This window comes from Arthrobacter sp. NPDC056691 (genome assembly GCF_042791415.1).
In the GTDB taxonomy this organism is placed as follows: Bacteria; Actinomycetota; Actinomycetes; order Actinomycetales; family Micrococcaceae; genus Arthrobacter.
Genome location: NZ_JBHTXX010000007.1, coordinates 126,761 through 142,613 on the forward strand (window position 1 = coordinate 126,761; position 15,853 = coordinate 142,613).

14 protein-coding genes are annotated in these 15,853 nt (G+C 67.5%); 10 read left to right on the plus strand and 4 right to left on the minus strand.

The genetic code is table 11. The features are described 5' to 3' along the window. Window positions 1-59 precede the first annotated feature (59 nt). A complete protein-coding gene (locus tag ACFRAU_RS08520) occupies window positions 60-860 on the minus strand; it encodes an IclR family transcriptional regulator (RefSeq protein ID WP_377999553.1) in 801 nt (266 codons plus the stop codon). A 48-nt stretch (window positions 861-908) separates the two neighbouring features. Here ACFRAU_RS08520 and ACFRAU_RS08525 point away from each other — a divergent pair, with 48 nt between their 5' ends. From ACFRAU_RS08525 to ACFRAU_RS08550, 6 genes are all read left to right on the plus strand, one after another. Next, window positions 909-2,216: an MFS transporter gene (locus ACFRAU_RS08525; RefSeq protein WP_377999554.1), complete on the plus strand. Its 1,308-nt coding sequence runs from the start codon at window positions 909-911 to the stop codon at window positions 2,214-2,216. After that, window positions 2,209-3,459: an FAD-dependent oxidoreductase gene (locus ACFRAU_RS08530; protein ID WP_377996818.1), complete on the plus strand. Its 1,251-nt coding sequence runs from the start codon at window positions 2,209-2,211 to the stop codon at window positions 3,457-3,459. Before ACFRAU_RS08525 ends, ACFRAU_RS08530 begins: the two co-directional genes overlap by 8 nt. A gap of 92 nt (window positions 3,460-3,551) precedes the next feature. Continuing rightward, window positions 3,552-4,070: an HAD domain-containing protein gene (locus ACFRAU_RS08535; protein ID WP_377996817.1), complete on the plus strand. Its 519-nt coding sequence runs from the start codon at window positions 3,552-3,554 to the stop codon at window positions 4,068-4,070. A 188-nt stretch (window positions 4,071-4,258) separates the two neighbouring features. Further along, window positions 4,259-5,488 carry an anion permease gene (locus ACFRAU_RS08540; protein ID WP_377996816.1) on the plus strand — a complete coding sequence of 410 codons (1,230 nt, stop codon included), beginning with the start codon at window positions 4,259-4,261 and terminating at the stop codon, window positions 5,486-5,488. Beyond that, on the plus strand, window positions 5,485-5,706 hold the full coding sequence (locus ACFRAU_RS08545) for a hypothetical protein (protein ID WP_377996815.1): 222 nt from the start codon (window positions 5,485-5,487) through the stop codon (window positions 5,704-5,706). The genes ACFRAU_RS08540 and ACFRAU_RS08545 overlap by 4 nt, the downstream gene beginning before the upstream one ends. Before the next feature lie 47 nt (window positions 5,707-5,753). After that, window positions 5,754-6,302: a dihydrofolate reductase family protein gene (locus ACFRAU_RS08550; RefSeq protein ID WP_377999555.1), complete on the plus strand. Its 549-nt coding sequence runs from the start codon at window positions 5,754-5,756 to the stop codon at window positions 6,300-6,302. 14 nt (window positions 6,303-6,316) lie between these two features. Here the strand turns inward: ACFRAU_RS08550 and ACFRAU_RS08555 are convergent, their stop codons facing one another. Beyond that, window positions 6,317-6,883: a hotdog fold thioesterase gene (locus ACFRAU_RS08555; protein WP_377999556.1), complete on the minus strand. Its 567-nt coding sequence runs from the start codon at window positions 6,881-6,883 to the stop codon at window positions 6,317-6,319. 19 nt (window positions 6,884-6,902) lie between these two features. Between ACFRAU_RS08555 and polA the strand changes: the two genes are divergently transcribed. The 3 genes from polA (at window position 6,903) to rpsA (ending at window position 12,830) form a co-directional block, all read left to right on the plus strand. After that, window positions 6,903-9,701, plus strand: a complete 2,799-nt coding sequence (gene polA / locus ACFRAU_RS08560) for a DNA polymerase I (protein WP_377999557.1) — start codon at window positions 6,903-6,905, stop codon at window positions 9,699-9,701. A 129-nt stretch (window positions 9,702-9,830) separates the two neighbouring features. Then, on the plus strand, window positions 9,831-11,162 hold the full coding sequence (locus ACFRAU_RS08565) for a GNAT family N-acetyltransferase (RefSeq protein ID WP_377999591.1): 1,332 nt from the start codon (window positions 9,831-9,833) through the stop codon (window positions 11,160-11,162). 192 nt (window positions 11,163-11,354) lie between these two features. After that, window positions 11,355-12,830 (plus strand): 30S ribosomal protein S1, encoded by a 1,476-nt coding sequence (gene rpsA, locus ACFRAU_RS08570; RefSeq protein ID WP_159632080.1) that lies wholly within the window; start codon window positions 11,355-11,357, stop codon window positions 12,828-12,830. 145 nt (window positions 12,831-12,975) lie between these two features. On the opposite strand, the gene ACFRAU_RS08575 is transcribed toward rpsA, so the two are convergent. Continuing rightward, window positions 12,976-13,542 carry a type 1 glutamine amidotransferase domain-containing protein gene (locus tag ACFRAU_RS08575; protein ID WP_377999558.1) on the minus strand — a complete coding sequence of 189 codons (567 nt, stop codon included), beginning with the start codon at window positions 13,540-13,542 and terminating at the stop codon, window positions 12,976-12,978. Window positions 13,543-13,640: 98 nt separating this feature from the next. Then, window positions 13,641-14,327 carry an IMPACT family protein gene (locus ACFRAU_RS08580; protein WP_377999559.1) on the minus strand — a complete coding sequence of 229 codons (687 nt, stop codon included), beginning with the start codon at window positions 14,325-14,327 and terminating at the stop codon, window positions 13,641-13,643. Window positions 14,328-14,587: 260 nt separating this feature from the next. Between ACFRAU_RS08580 and coaE the strand changes: the two genes are divergently transcribed. Next, window positions 14,588-15,823, plus strand: a complete 1,236-nt coding sequence (gene coaE / locus ACFRAU_RS08585) for a dephospho-CoA kinase (RefSeq protein WP_377999560.1) — start codon at window positions 14,588-14,590, stop codon at window positions 15,821-15,823. Window positions 15,824-15,853: the final 30 nt, after the last annotated feature.

The following is a 15,853-nucleotide window of genomic DNA, read 5'->3' on the forward strand; positions in this document are numbered from 1 at the left end:
CTCTTTTTTTGTTTTTTGTTGCGCCAAAATCGAAAAAAACTGCGAGCTACTTGGGTAACCTACCTCTCGGGCTCGGCGGGATTCGCCGCGATGTCGATCTCCAGCTGCCGGCGCGTTTCCAGCATCACCGGCACCAAACCGGCGTCGAACACGGCCCGGAACCTGGTCACCGGGGTCGCCACGCTGAAAGCGCCCACCACATCGCCCTTCCCGTTGTGCAGGGACATGCCCAGCGCGCTGATGCCCTCCTCCGTTCCCTCGAAATTCGCCGCGAAGCCGTTGCTGCGGACCGTTTCCAGTTCCCGCAGGAACGCCGGGTACTCGGCGTCGGAAATGCTGTCACCGCCGATCTCCGCATTGGCGCTCCGGAACAGCTGCTCAATCAGCGCCGGCTCGAGCTCGGCCAGCATCGCCTTGCCGCCCGACGCCCGGTTCGCCGGCAGTACGGTGCCCTGCCTATCGCCGACGCGAAGGGCGCTGATGCCCTCCACGGTCCCCAGGAACCGGACCTTGGTGCCCACCCGGATCATGAGGTTCACGGTCTCGTTGAGGCGCGAACTCAGCAGCTCCATGTGGGGCCGGGCCACATTGCGCAGCAGCCGGGTCCAGGTGACGCCGGCCGGCCCCGCTCCCATCGCCGGCCCGGGGACGTAACGCCGGGTTTCGTCCTGCACGGCAAAGCCCCGGTACACGAGCATGGCCAGCAGGCGGTGCGCGGTGGACGGGGCCACGCCCAGCTCGCTGGCGGCATCCTTGAGCCGCAGGCTGCCGCCGTCACGCAGCAGCTGCAGCAGCTGCAGAGCATTGTCGACCGCCTCGATTGAATACGTGGGCTTCTTCCGGAGGGGCTTATTCTGCATGCCAGAATTCTATTGGAACGTCATGCCGTCAGCCCTGACAGTGGTGGCATGAATCACACACCTTCCGCTGCGGCGCCGGAGCTGCCCATGCCCGGAGCAGCCCTTCCGCCGGCCGCGCCCCGGTTTTCCAAACAGTCCGCCCTGGCCGTGCTCGTCTGCTGGCTGCTGGTGGTCTTCGACGGCTACGACCTCATCGTCTACGGAACCGTCCAGTCGGCCCTCATCAACGACACCGGCTGGGGGCTGACAAAGGCCACCGCCGGAACGGTCGGATCCATGGCGTTCGCCGGCATGATGATCGGCGCCGTCTTCGCCGGCCGGATGGCCGACACCTGGGGCCGCCGCCGGACCATCCTGGGCTGCGCCGTGGTGTTCTCGGTCTTCACCATCCTCTGCGCCTTCGCCCCGAACGCCTACACCTTCGGCGCCCTGCGGCTGCTGGCCGGCATCGGCCTCGGCGGACTGGTGCCCTCGGCCAACGCCCTCGTGGCGGAACTTGTGCCGGCGAAATGGCGGTCCACCATAGCCACCCTGATGATGTCCGGCGTTCCGATCGGCGGATCACTGGCCGCGCTGGCAGGCATCCCGCTGATCCCGGCGTACGGCTGGCAGGTTATGTTCCTGGTCGCTGTCGTGGCCCTGGCGGTGGTCATCCCGCTGGGCGTGGGCTTCCTGCCGGAGACCCTGCCGCCGGCCGGGGTTCGGCAGGCGGCCGGGACCGCAACCCCGGAAACCAGGCCGGGGTTCCGTTCCCTGCTCCGCGCGCCCTACCTGGGCGTGAGCGTGCTGTATGCGGTGGCCACCCTCGTGACCCTCTTTGCCTGGTACGGGCTGGGCACCTGGCTGCCCAACCTGATGCAGCTGGCCGGCTACAACCTCGGCTCTGCGCTCACGTTCGCGCTGGCCCTGAACCTGGGTGCCGTCGTCGGCTCTGTGGCCACAGCCTGGGCCGGGACCCGCTTCGGCCCCGTCCCGACGGCGGTCGCGGCAGCCGCGGTTGCCGCCGTCGCCCTCCTGGTGCTGGTGACCGGGCCGCCGGTCACCGTGGTGTACCTGATGCTGGTCCTCGCCGGCGTCGGAACGCACGGAACGCAGTGCCTGGTCATCGCCGCTGTCGCCAGCCATTACCCCGCCCACTTGCGGGGGACTGCCCTCGGTTGGGCCCTCGGCGTGGGCCGGATCGGCGCGGTGGCCGCACCGCAGGCCGGAGGCCTGCTGCTGGCAGCCGGGCTGGGCGTCAACTCCAACTTCCTGGCGTTCGCCGGGGCCGCCGCCGTCGCAGCACTCCTGCTCGTCGTCGTCGGCGCCAAAACCATCCGCACAACCCCAACCCCTGTAGGAGTCAACAATGTCTAACCCGAAACCGTCCACCGATGTCCTGGTGATCGGCGGCGGAATGGCCGGCCTGGCCGGCGCCCTCGCCCTCCGCGAGAACGGCGCCGAGGTCACCCTGCTGGAACGGGCACCGGAGTTCGGCGAAGTCGGGGCGGGCCTCCAGATGGCGCCCAACGCCTCCCGCGTGCTCAAGCGCTGGGGCCTGCTGGACAAGGCGCTGGAGATCGGTGTCCGGCCCAGGCACCTCGTCTTCCGGGACGCCGTGACAGGCGAAGAGCTCACCCGGCAGTCCCTTGGCGGCACCTTCGAGGAACGCTACGGCGCCCCCTACGTCGTCATTCACCGCAGCGACCTGCACCGCATTCTCCTCGACGCCTGCCGGGATGCCGGGGTCCGGCTGGTCAACGACGTCACGGTCGAGTCCGTCCGGACCGTGGACGGCCGGGCCACGGCAGAGGCAGCGGACGGGGCCACGTACCAGGCGGACGTCGTCCTCGGGGCGGACGGACTCAAGTCCGCACTCCGCCGCGAGGTAGCGCAGGACGGCCCGGTGTCGTCGTCGTACGTGGCCTACCGCGGGACCGTCCCCATCACCGGGGACACACCCCGGGGCGACCTCGAGGACGTGATTGTCTACCTCGGCCCGGACTGCCACCTGGTCCAGTACCCGCTGCGGAAGGGCGAACTGCTCAACACCGTGGCCGTCTTCAAATCAGCCTCCTTCGAACGCGGCGAGGAACAGTACGGGGGAGTGGACGAGCTCCAGGCGGCCTACAAGGACTGTGTCCCCGCGGTCCGGGAGGCACTGAAAAACCTCGCCACCGGCGTCCGCTGGCCCATGTACGACCGCGACCCCATCGAAAACTGGGTGGCCGGCAGGATGGTGCTCATGGGCGACGCCGCGCACCCCATGCTTCAGTACCTCGCTCAGGGCGCCTGCCAGGCCCTCGAGGACGCCGCCGTGCTGCAGGAGGCCAGCCTCGGGACCGTGTTCACTGAGGACGGTGCAGACGCCGGCGGCTGGGACGCCGCCATCCGGGATTTCAATGCCGCACGCGCCGCACGCACGGCCCGGGTCCAGCGCACCGCCCGCGTCTGGGGCGAGTCCTGGCACGTCTCCGGGCTGGCCCGCACCCTTCGCAACCTGCTCTTCAAGAGCCGGAAGGACGGCGACTACCAGTACAACGACTGGCTGTACGGCCAGGACGGCGACGGCGTGCCCTCCGCAGCGGTTCCGGCGGCCCGGGTGGGAGTCCCCGCTTAAAAAAGCCCTTGCCCCTCCGGGCCCGCCGTCCGTAGCGTGGGCTGCAGGGCCGCCGGCGGGCCGGCGCCCGTAGCAGGCGCTGGAGGAACGCGGTGGAAAATACAGTCACCCTGTACCTGGATGTCGACGGCGTCGTGTGCCCGTTCGGACCGACGGGAGCAACGCCGTGGGGCTCAGCCTGGCGGTTTGCCTACGCCGGGATGCTGGAAGTGGCCTACGCGGCGGAGCTGGTGGCGGGCCTCAACCGGCTGTCGCTGCTGCCCGGGCTCCGCTGCGTCTGGCTCACCAGCTGGGAGGAACTCGCGCCGGCCGTGCTCTGCCCGGTCACCGGACTGAACGGAAGCTCCTGGCCGGTGCTGACCGCCGACGGCGCGGGAGGCGGTGCGGAATGGTGGAAGCTCGAAGCCATCCAGGCGGATGTGGGCAGGCACGCTCCGGAGCGGATCATCTGGGTGGACGACCAGCTCGCCTTCGAGGGCCGGGCGCAGGCGTGGGCACGGATTCTTGGCCGCCGTGCCTTGCTGGTCTCGCCGGATCCCCGGACCGGCCTGTCGCGGGGTGACCTGGCGGACATCCATGAATTCGCCCGCGGCCCGGACCCGCAGCTGTAACCGCCCGTCCGCGTCGCAGGTTGGACCTCGTCAGCAGGACGCGTACCATCGATAAGGTTTCAAGCCTGCCCTGCAGCTCCGCTACCCCCACCCACAGACGTTTTCTTAAACATCGGGTGAACTATGCTGTGCAGTGCAGGCAGGGGAAGTGGAACTGCTGTACGTAGACTCTGCAGATTGGGCAACAGGTGGACATCACCTTCATGGTGGCGCTGGTCATTGCGCTGGCATTATTTTTTGACTTCACGAACGGGTTCCATGACACCGCCAACGCGATGGCCACGCCCATTGCCACCGGTGCGATCAAGCCGAAGACTGCGGTTGCCCTCGCGGCGGCCCTCAACCTCGTCGGCGCGTTCCTGTCCACTGAAGTCGCAAAAACGGTCTCGGGCGGCATCATCCGCGAGGGGTCCGGCGGGGTCCAGATCACCCCGGACATCATTTTCGCCGGCCTGATGGGCGCCATCCTGTGGAACATGATCACCTGGCTCAAGGGACTGCCCTCCAGTTCATCCCATGCGCTCTTCGGAGGCCTCATCGGTGCCGCGATCGTTGGCCTCGGTTTCCACTCCGTCAACCTGGAGACGCTGCTCCAGAAGGTCATTCTCCCCGCCGTTTTCGCCCCGGTCATCGCCGGGCTTGTGGCCTACGTCTGCACCCGCATCGCCTATGCCCTCACGTCCCGGCACGATCCGGAGACGGGCAGCAAGCTCACACAGAAGCGCGGCGGCTTCCGGACCGGCCAGGTCTTCACCTCCAGCCTCGTGGCGCTGGCCCACGGCACGAATGATGCACAGAAAACCATGGGCATCATCACCCTGGTGCTCATCTCGGCGGGAACCCAGCAGCCCGGCTCGGGCCCGCAGCTGTGGGTGATCACGGCGTGTGCCCTCGCCATCGCCGTTGGAACGTACGCCGGCGGCTGGCGGATCATCAGGACCATGGGCGCCGGCCTCACCGAAGTGAAGCCCGCCCAGGGCTTCGCGGCCGAGTCAAGCACCGCCTCCGCCATTCTGGCCTCCTCGCACCTGGGTTTTGCCCTGTCCACCACCCAGGTGGCATCCGGATCGGTGATCGGCTCCGGCATGGGCCGCCGGGGTACGACGGTGCGCTGGGGCATGGTGGGCCGTATCGCCCTCGGCTGGCTCTTCACGCTGCCGGCCGCGGGCATTGTCGGTGCGCTGACCGCGCTGCTGGTCAAGACCGGGGTTGTCGGTGTGGTGATTGCGGCCGTGGCCGGCATCGGCGCAGTCATGTACATGTTCCTGGTGTCCCGTAAATCGCAGGTTGGCCATCACAACGCCGTCGAAGTCGAAGAGGCCGGCCAGGCTGTCCGCTTCGCCAAGAAGAAGGCCCTTGCCAGGGCACGCGCCGCCGAGCGCGCCAACAACATCGATCCGAAGGGCCCGCAGCGATGAAGTGGCTGGAACTCCTCACCGTAGCCGGCGCCACACTGATTGCCGCCGTGACCGTAGTGGTCCTCTACTCCCTCGGCGTCCGGCTGACCGCCATCGCCGGGGACCGCCAGGCCATTGCGCCGGTGTGGGTCAAGTACCTCTCCTACGCCTGCTTCGGGCTCTGCGGCATCGCCGTGCTGTTCGGCCTCTACCTGATCATTCCGTACTTCAGCAGCTAGGCCGGCCCCCTCTGGGAAGAGGGAACGGGAGTGGCTAGGCTGGGCCCATGCCGAGCGTCCAGTATTATGTTGCGTCCTCCCTCGACGGCTTCATCGCCACCGCGGACGACGACCTTGCCTGGCTGCTGCAGTTCGACGGCTTCGAAGGCGGCAAGGAAAGCTACGAAACCTTCATGGCCGGAGTCGGCTGCATCGTCATGGGCGGGACCACCTACGAGTGGCTGATGGAGCACGAACCCGGCAACTGGCCCTACCCCGGCACGCCCTGCTGGATCTTCACCCACCACGAGTTCAGTGGCCCGCCGGGAGCGGACATCACCTTCGTGCGCGGAGAGGTGACCGAATTCATCGACGACCTCCGGCAGGACGCCGGGGGCAAAAACATCTGGATGGTGGGCGGCGGGGAGCTCGCCGCCCAGTTCGCCGGCGCCGGCCTGCTGGACGAACTGATCGTTTCGGTGATCCCGGTGGTCCTCGGCGGGGGAAAGCGGCTGCTTCCCATTGTCCAGGGTCCGACGGCGCCACTTGAGTTGCAGGAGGCCCGTCCCCAGGGGCGGGGGATCGTGGAGCTCCGGTACCGCTGGCCTGATCGTTAGGGTGTTTCCGGCGGCTAACGGATGAGGTTGGTGATGCGGGCCGTGGACAGCCGTCGTCCCTGGTCGTCAGTCATCACGATTTCATGCGTGGTCAGTGTCCGGCCCAGGTGGATGGCCGTGCAGGTTCCGGTCACTGTGCCGGCGGAGACCGCGCGGTGGTGCGTGGCTCCAACCTCGATGCCCAGTGCCTGGCGTCCGGGGCCGGCATGCATCCCGGCGGCAAACGACCCCAGGGTTTCGGCGAGCACCACGTGTGCGCCGCCGTGCAGGATCCCGGCCACCTGGGTGTTCCCTTCCACCGGCATCGTGGCCACACACCGTTCGGGGCTCATCTCCAGGAACCGGATCCCCATCTTCACCACGAGGGCGCCGATGCCGTACACGGCAAGCCAGTCGTGGAGGTGCTCCGGAACGCCGGCGGCAGACAGTTCTTCCCTGAAGTCGGCTGCGGCCGCGGCTTCCGCCGCGGCGGGCGCCTCAACCGGGGCGGGCGTTTCGACGGCGGAGCGCCCTTCCGCCGTCGGGTCGGCCTCTGTGGGACTGGCCTCACCGGCAGGGCCGGGCGTGAAATTGTCCATCATGGCAACTAGGCTGGCACCTGTGAGTGAAACAACCAAACCGGCCCCAATTCCGTCCGCAACCCAGACCCTGGAGGACATCGCCGTGTCCTCGCCCGATGCCCCGTCGGTGTCGGCCACCGAGGCGCCCGTCGTCCCCCTGACGGAGCAGCCCCGGCTTCTGGTGCTGGACGGGCACTCCATGGCCTTCCGGGCCTTCTTCGCCCTTCCGGCCGACAAGTTCTCCACCGCCAGGGGCCAGCACACCAATGCGATCCACGGCTTCACCTCCATGCTCATCAACCTGATCAAGGAACAGAAGCCCACCCACGTCGCGGTCGCTTTCGACGTCTCCGATGACACCACTCACCGCAAAGCCGAGTACAGCGACTACAAGGGCGGCCGCAACGAGACTCCGCGGGAAATGAGCGGCCAGATCGACCTCATCGACCAGGTCATGGGCGCCTGGGGCATCAAGACCATCAAGATGCCCGGCTACGAGGCCGACGACATCCTGGCCACGCTCGCAGCGATGGGTGAAAAGGCCGGCTACGAGGTCCTGCTCGTGTCCGGCGACCGTGACGCCTTCCAGCTCATCACCGACAACGTGTTCGTGCTGTACCCGAAGAAGGGCGTCAGCGACATCCCGCGCATGGACGCCGCCGCCGTCGAAGAAAAATACTTCGTCAGCCCCTCCCGGTACTCGGACCTCGCCGCCCTGGTGGGCGAGACTGCGGACAACCTGCCGGGCGTTCCCGGCGTCGGACCCAAGACGGCAGCCAAGTGGATCAACCTTTACGGCGGCCTGGAGGGCGTGCTGGAACACCTCGACGCCATCGGCGGGAAGGTGGGGGACTCACTGCGCGCCAACGTGGACGCCGTCAAGCGCAACCGCAAGCTGAACCAGCTCCACACCGACCTTGACCTCCCGGTGACGCTGGACGAACTGGCCGATCCGCGGCCCGACCAGCAGGCCCTCGAGGAGCTCTTCGACGAGCTCGAATTCAAGACCATCCGCACCCGGCTCTTCGATCTCTACGCCAGCGAGGCCCCGGCCCCGGAGCGCGAAGCCCTGGAGACCCGGGACTTCGCCACGCTGACGGACGCGGACGCGCTCCGGGCCTTCCTCGAGGCAGGGGCCGGGCAGCGCTCTGCCCTCGCCGTGGACGTGCTGCCCGGCCGGATCGGCGAGGACGCGGACGCCGTCGCCATCGTGCGCGACGATGCCGCCGCCTACGTGGAGCTCACCACGCTGGACGCCGACTCGGAAAACATCCTGGCGCAGTGGCTCCGGGATGCGGACTCCCCGAAGGTCATGCACGGCTACAAGGCTGCACTGAAGGCGCTGGCCAACCGCGGGTTCGGCCTGGAGGGCGTGGTGGATGACACCTCCATCTCCGGCTACCTCATCCAGCCCGACCGCCGGACCTACGAGCTGGGCGAGCTGGCCCAGTTCCACCTGAACATCCACATCACGCCCGAGGCCGCCAAGGCGGGCCAGCTGGAGCTGGCGTTCGACGACGACGCCGCCGCGGCGTCCGGCGCGCTGGTCCAGGTGGCCGCCGTCGTCCATAAGCTGAGCCGGTTCTTCGAATCGGAACTGAAGGACCGCAAGGCCGAGGACCTGCTGGCCACGCTGGAACTGCCGGTGAGCCGGGTGCTGGCGGACATGGAAAAGACCGGCATCGCCGTCTCCATGGAGCTGATGGACGAACAGCTGGCGGATCTGGCCAGAGTGATTGACGACGCCCAGGAACGGGCGTTCGCCGCGATTGGCCACGAGGTGAACCTCGGTTCGCCGAAGCAGCTGCAGGCAGTCCTCTTCGAGGAGCTGCAACTGCCCAAGACCAAAAAGATCAAGTCCGGCTACACCACGGACGCCGCATCCCTGAAAAACCTGCTGGAGAAGACCGGGCACGAATTCCTGGTCCAGCTCATGGCGCACCGCGAATCTGCCAAGCTGCGGCAGATGGTGGAGACGCTGAAGAAGTCGGTGGCGGAGGACGGGCGAATCCACACCACCTATGCGCAGAACGTGGCTGCCACCGGGCGCATCTCGTCCAACAACCCCAACCTGCAGAACATCCCCATCCGCAGTGAGGAAGGCCGCCGCGTCCGTGGCATCTTCGTGGTCAGCGACGGCTACGAATGCCTGCTGTCCGCGGACTACTCACAGATCGAAATGCGCATCATGGCGCACCTGTCCGGGGACGCCGGCCTGATCGAGGCTTACCGCGAGGGGGAGGACCTGCACCGCTTCGTCGGCTCGTCCATTTTCCACGTGCCGCCGGCCGAGGTCACCAGCGCCATGCGTTCCAAGGTCAAGGCCATGTCCTACGGCCTGGCCTACGGGCTGACGTCCTTCGGCCTGTCCAAGCAGCTGGAGATCTCGGTGGACGAGGCCAGGAACCTCATGAAGGACTACTTCGACCGGTTCGGTGCCGTGCGCGACTACCTCCGCGGCGTGGTGGACCAGGCCCGGGTGGACGGCTACACCGCCACGATCGAAGGCCGGCGCCGCTACCTGCCGGACCTCACCAGTACGGACCGGCAGTTGCGGGAGAACGCCGAACGCATCGCCCTGAACTCGCCCATCCAGGGCTCGGCCGCGGACATCATCAAACGCGCCATGCTGGGCGTGCATGCGGAACTGGCCGCACAGGGACTCAAGTCACGCCTGCTGCTGCAGGTCCACGACGAACTCGTGCTGGAAGTGGCCAAGGGCGAGCGGGAGGCAGTCGAAAAGCTAGTCACGGAGCAGATGGCCGCCGCCGCTGAACTCAGCGTTCCGCTGGAAGTCCAGATCGGCGTCGGCACCAGCTGGTACGACGCCGGGCACTAGCCTTCCCGGGTTCAGTCACCCGCCATTCCGTGACCGCCGCCGGCATCAATTTGTGCCGGCGGCGGTTGCCGGAGAGGGTCACTGTGGCGGTCCGGCGGGACCTTGGCTAGGCTCGAGGCTGTGTCTAATCTGAGCGTGGACTATGAAATCCGGCGGTTTGAGCCGGTAGCCAAAGACGATCCTGCGTACCCGCAGTCGGTTGCGTGGATGCGGGCGGTAGCCTTCGGCTTCCACGATGCCCGGCGCACCGACGAGCGCGTGGACACCAGCATCGAACTGCAGCGCACGGACCGGCGCGTCATGACCGGCGTGTACCAGACGGGAACGGTTGCCGGTCACTCCCTGGGCGCCGAGGTTCCCGTTGCCACTTTCGGGACCATGAACAAAACCCTGAACATCGGTTTCGGCCGGCTGCTGGATACCCGGCTGGTAACTGCCGTGACGGTCCGGACCTCGCACCGGCGCCGCGGCCTGCTGCGCCGCATGATGGGGGAGGACCTCGCCCTGGCCCGGGAGGAAGGCCTCGCGATGGCAGCCCTCACCGCCTCCGAGGCCTCGATTTACGGCCGGTTCGGGTTCGGCGTGGCAACATCCGAGCAGGCCGTGAAGGTGGACACCACTGCGCGTTTCAGGCTGAACCACATTCCCGTGGGCAGCGTCGAGGTTGCCGACCCCAAGGTGCTGCTGGAGCTGGCTCCAGACGTCTTCGACCGGGTCCACCGCAGCACCCCCGGATCGATCGGCCGCCATGAGTTCTACCGGCAGTTCGCCTCGGGGTCCGTCAGCCGCGACGGCGGCGAGGACCCGAAGGTCAAGGTGGCGCTGCACTACGGGCCCGGCGGCGACGTGGACGGCTACGTGTCGTACCGGTTCGCCGGCTGGTCCAGTACCCCGTACACCATGGAAGTCGTGGACCTGGTCGCGGCCACCGGGGCCGCGTACCTTGAGCTGTGGCAGTACCTGGGGGCCATCGACCTGGTGGAACGCATCACCTGGGAGGAAGCGCCCGTGGACGACCCCCTGCGCTGGGCCCTCGAGGACGCGCGCTGTCTAGAGTCCTCGGCAGCCCGGGACATGCTGTGGCTGCGGATCCTCGACGTGCGGCAGGCGCTGGAAGCGCGGCACTACCCGGCTGACGGGCGGCTGGTGCTGAAAGTCGCCGACTCCCTCGGGCTGACCGGCGGCACCTTCGCCGTGGAGGTGGATGGCGGCACCGCGGCCGTCACCGCAGTCGGGAGCGGCGCGCCGGACCTCAGGACACCGGACCTCAGGACACCGGACCTCAGGACACCGGACCTCGAGCTGGATGTGGCGGCGCTGTCCGCCATGTACCTCGGGGGCGTCAACCCCGTGACGCTGGCGGCGTCGGGACGCATCGTGGAACACACGCCGGGGGCGGCGTTCCGCGCCGCCCGGATGTTCGCCGTCGAACGCACGCCGCACTGCCTGACGCATTTCTAGCGCTTTGACCCCGGTTGGCGCTTGCTACTAGAATAAACGGGCGTGTACTACGTGCACGTTTTTTCTTCAATCCACAAAATCAGGATGACCAGGCACTTCCTTGCGGAGTGCCCGCACCTTCGCCTGCATTCCATAATGCGGGCGAAGCGGTTTGCCTGACCGACTAACTATCCACAACGGAGCCCCTACTACATGACCATCACCTCCACCGAGAAGCCCGGTACCCCCGTAGTCGCCATTAACGACATCGGTACCGCTGAGGACTTCCTCGCAGCTGTCGACGCCACCATCAAGTACTTCAACGACGGGGACCTCGTCGAAGGTACCGTCGTCAAGGTCGACCGCGACGAAGTTCTGCTCGACATCGGTTACAAGACCGAAGGTGTCATCCCCTCCCGCGAGCTTTCCATCAAGCACGACGTTGATCCCGGAGACGTTGTCTCCGTCGGCGATCAGGTCGAAGCCCTGGTGCTCACCAAGGAAGACAAAGAAGGCCGCCTGATCCTCTCCAAGAAGCGTGCTCAGTACGAGCGCGCCTGGGGCGACATCGAGAAGGTCAAGGAAGAAGACGGTGTTGTCACCGGTACCGTCATCGAGGTTGTCAAGGGTGGTCTTATCCTCGACATCGGTCTGCGCGGCTTCCTGCCCGCATCCCTCGTCGAGATGCGCCGTGTGCGCGACCTTGCTCCGTACATCGGTCAGCAGATCGAAGCCAAGATCATCGAGCTGGACAAGAACCGCAACAACGTTGTGCTGTCCCGCCGTGCATGGCTCGAGCAGACCCAGTCCGAGGTCCGCTCCACGTTCCTCAACAAGCTGGAAAAGGGCCAGGTCCGTCCCGGCGTCGTTTCCTCCATCGTCAACTTCGGTGCATTCGTGGACCTGGGCGGCGTAGACGGCCTGGTTCACGTTTCCGAGCTGTCCTGGAAGCACATCGACCACCCGTCCGAGGTTGTCGAAGTTGGCCAGGAAGTCACCGTCGAGGTTCTCGAGGTCGACCTGGACCGCGAGCGCGTCTCCCTGTCGCTCAAGGCTACGCAGGAAGATCCGTGGCAGACCTTCGCCCGCACCCACGCCCTCGGCCAGGTTGTTCCGGGTAAGGTCACCAAGCTCGTTCCGTTCGGTGCGTTCGTCCGCGTCGAAGACGGCATCGAAGGCCTCGTGCACATCTCCGAGCTGGCTGTCCGCCACGTTGAGCTGGCTGAGCAGGTTGTCTCCGTTGGCGACGAGCTGTTCGTCAAGGTCATCGACATCGACCTCGAGCGCCGCCGCATCTCCCTCTCCCTCAAGCAGGCGAACGAGGGCGTTGACGCCGACAGCACCGAGTTCGATCCGGCTCTGTACGGCATGGCCGCTGAGTACGACGAAGAGGGCAACTACAAGTACCCGGAGGGCTTCGACCCGGAGTCCAACGAGTGGCTTGAAGGCTACGAGAACCAGCGCGCAGCCTGGGAGCAGCAGTACGCTGACGCCCAGACCCGCTGGGAAGCACACAAGAAGCAGGTTGCCCAGCACGCTGCCGACGACGCCGCTGCTGCGACGTCCGGCGACAGCGACTCCGGCACCACCAGCTACTCCTCCGAGCCGGCTGCCACCGATTCCGGTGCAGGCACGCTTGCTTCGGACGAGGCTCTTGCCGCTCTGCGCGAGAAGCTGACCGGCAACTAATTGCCCGGCTGGCTGACAGTCAGTAAGGCTGGCTGACAGACCGCAAAAAAGGTGGCCGTCCCCGAAAGGGGGCGGCCACCTTTTTTGCTGCCGGCGGGTTGTATTGCTGCCGGCGGCTTGCGGCGCCGGATGCGTGGATGCGGTGTCAGGCGGTCTGCCCGGCGTGCTCGCCTTCGGCGATCTCCTCCAGCACCTTGTCATTGAAGGCGGGAAGGTCGTCGGGTTTCCTGCTGGTGACGAAGCCCTGGTCCACCACGACTTCCTGGTCGCTCCAGTTGGCGCCGGCGTTTCGCAGGTCCGTGGCCAGCGTGTGGTAAGAGGTGAGGTTCCTGCCCTTGACGACGCCCGCGTCGATGAGCAGCCACGGGCCATGGCAGATGGCCGCCACCGGCTTGTGCTGCTCGAAGAAGCCGCGGGCAAACGCCTGCGCATCCTTGTCCACCCTGAGGTGGTCGGCGTTCACCACGCCGCCCGGAATCACCAGGGCGTGGAAGTCCGCGGCGTTGGCGTCCTTCAGGGTCAGGTCCACGTCGAAGGTGTCGCCCTTCTCGACGCCCTTGAAGCCCTGGAGTTTCCCGCTCTTCGGAGCCACCAGGACAGGCTCGCCGCCGGCGTTCTTGACGGCGTCCCACGGGCTGGTCAGTTCAACCTGCTCCACGCCGTCCGTCAGCAGGAACGCTACCCTCTTGCCGGTGATGTCGTGTTCTGACATGTGTCCTCCTTTTCCGTGTGGTGCCTTACAGGACCACCCTAGGAAAGCAGAAACTCATAAGCAAGCTGATGATTCCTTCGGCCTGCCGCCGCTGGATGTCAACGAGAGACGTCAATCCACTCCGTGCCTTCGTGCTGGAGGGACGCACTTCCGGCGGTCATGGCGGCCAGCCGGTCGGCGGCCGCCGCCAGGTCATCGGCCGCATCCGGGAGCGCGAGCCGCAGCACCGTCGACTGGGCTTCGTAGCCGGTCTCCGCCATCGCGTAGCCCGCGCCGCGAAGGTCGTTCTCGAGGCGCCCGGCCGCGGCGTGCGGCACCCGCACGGCACAAATGCGCAGCCGCCGGCGCTTCACCATCGGAGCCAGCGCAAGCGCCGTCGAGACTGAATCGGAGTACGCGCGCACCAGGCCGCCGGCACCCAGCAGGATCCCGCCAAAGTAACGCACGACGACGGCACTCACGTCGCTGAGGTCCGTCACCCCCGGCGCGGTTTCCCGCCGGAGGAGCGCCTCCAGCATGGGGATCCCGGCGGTGCCGGAAGGTTCGCCGTCGTCGCTGGAACGCTGGATGTCGCGGTCAGGCCCCAGCACGAAGGCAGAGCAATGGTGCCGTGCATCATGGAACTCGCGGCGGAGCTCAGACACCAGGGTCCGGGCATCATCCTCGGTGGCCGCCCGGCGCAGCACGGTGATGAACCGGGAGCGCTTGATCTCAAGCTCGTGGCGGAAGCCGTCCCCGGCAGCCAGCGTCGTGTACGCGGATGCCCTGCTCTCTTGGTCTTGCACCGCCCAAGTCTAGGACATGGGCCCACGCTGCCTGGGCCCACGCTGACGAGGGCCCCAATCGAGCTTGCGAGATTGGGGAGGCAGCGGGGAGGTTCCCTGGGCGAGCGGAGGGAGGTCAGGGAGGCGGTGGATGGGCCCACGCTGCCGAGGGGCCCCAATCGAGCTTGCGAGATTGGGGAGGCGGTGGATGGGCCCACGCTGCCGAGGGGCCCCAATCGAGCTTGCGAGATTGGGGAGGCGGTGGGGATTAGTCTTGGGGTGTGCTGAAGATTGGGTTGACCGGCGGAATCGCCTCGGGGAAGTCGCTGGTGGCAACACGCCTGGCGGAACTGGGGGCGGTGCTCGTCGACGCCGACGGGATCGCCCGGGACGTGGTGGAACCGGGGACTCCGGGCCTGGCCGCCGTCGTGGCCGCGTTCGGCCCGGAGATCCTCGACGGCGCGGGGCGGCTCGACCGGCCACGGCTCGGGGCCATCGTGTTCCAGCACCCGGAGCGGCGAGCCGAGCTCAATGGCGTCATTCATCCGCTGGTCCGCGAACGCGCCGCCGCGGTGATCGCCGCGGCGCCGGAGGATGCGGTGGTGGTGCAGGACATCCCGCTCCTGGTGGAGACCGGACAGCAGATGAATTTCCACCTCGTGCTGGTGGTGGATGCGCCCGAGGACGTCCGGCTGCAGCGCATGACCGAACACCGTGGCATGACTGAGGCGGACGCCCGTGCACGGATGGCCGCCCAGGCGTCCCGGCAGGAGCGGCTCGCCGCGGCGGACGCGGTCCTCACCAATTCCGGCACGCGCGACGAGCTGCTGGCCTCGGTGGACCGGCTGTGGGACGAACGGCTGGTGCCCTACGCCCGGAACATCAGCCGGGCCACTGTGGCCGCCCGCAGCGGCGCGCCCGTCTTGGCTGCCCCGGACTCCGACTGGCCACGCCAGGCTGCCGGCCTGGCCGGGCGGCTAAAGGCCGCGGCGCCTGAGGACGTCCTGGCCGTGGACCACATCGGGTCGACGGCGGTTCCCGGCCTCGAGGCGAAGGACGTCATCGACCTGCAGCTTGCGGTCGCCGATCTCGCGACGGCAGACCGGATTGCGCCCCTGCTGGGTGCCGCGGGGTTCCCGCTCTGGCCGGGGATCCTGATGGACAGTCCGCACGGCCGCCCGGACCCCGCTGCCTGGTCCAAGCGCCTGCACGGCAACGCGGATCCCGCGCGGCCGGTGAATCTCCATGTCCGGGTGGCCGGCTCGCCGGGCTGGCGGTTTGCCCTCTGCTTCCGCGACTGGCTGCGCGCCGATCCGGCTGCGCGGGAAGAGTATGCCGCCGAGAAGCGGCGTGTGGCCGCCCTGCATGCCTCAGACGCCACCACCTCCGGCTACGCCGAGGACAAGGAGGCCTGGTTCCGCGACGTCGCCGCCCCTGGCATGGAACGGTGGGCCGAATGCAGCGGCTGGCTGCCGCCGTCGTACGTTTCCACCTCCGCCAACGCCAGCCAAAGGTGACCTTACACAGCTCAAAGACCCTGTACAGCC

Excerpts from the sequence above, each read along its gene's own strand:
- ACFRAU_RS08545 (WP_377996815.1), top strand. The coding sequence starts at position 5,485 with ATGAAGTGGCTGGAACTCCTCACCGTAGCCGGCGCCACACTGATTGCC.
- ACFRAU_RS08525 (WP_377999554.1), top strand. The coding sequence starts at position 909 with ATGAATCACACACCTTCCGCTGCGGCGCCGGAGCTGCCCATGCCCGGA.
- ACFRAU_RS08555 (WP_377999556.1), bottom strand. The coding sequence starts at position 6,883 with ATGATGGACAATTTCACGCCCGGCCCTGCCGGTGAGGCCAGTCCCACA.
- ACFRAU_RS08530 (WP_377996818.1), top strand. The coding sequence starts at position 2,209 with ATGTCTAACCCGAAACCGTCCACCGATGTCCTGGTGATCGGCGGCGGA.
- ACFRAU_RS08520 (WP_377999553.1), bottom strand. The coding sequence starts at position 860 with ATGCAGAATAAGCCCCTCCGGAAGAAGCCCACGTATTCAATCGAGGCG.
- rpsA (WP_159632080.1), top strand. The coding sequence starts at position 11,355 with ATGACCATCACCTCCACCGAGAAGCCCGGTACCCCCGTAGTCGCCATT.
- ACFRAU_RS08550 (WP_377999555.1), top strand. The coding sequence starts at position 5,754 with ATGCCGAGCGTCCAGTATTATGTTGCGTCCTCCCTCGACGGCTTCATC.
- ACFRAU_RS08575 (WP_377999558.1), bottom strand. The coding sequence starts at position 13,542 with ATGTCAGAACACGACATCACCGGCAAGAGGGTAGCGTTCCTGCTGACG.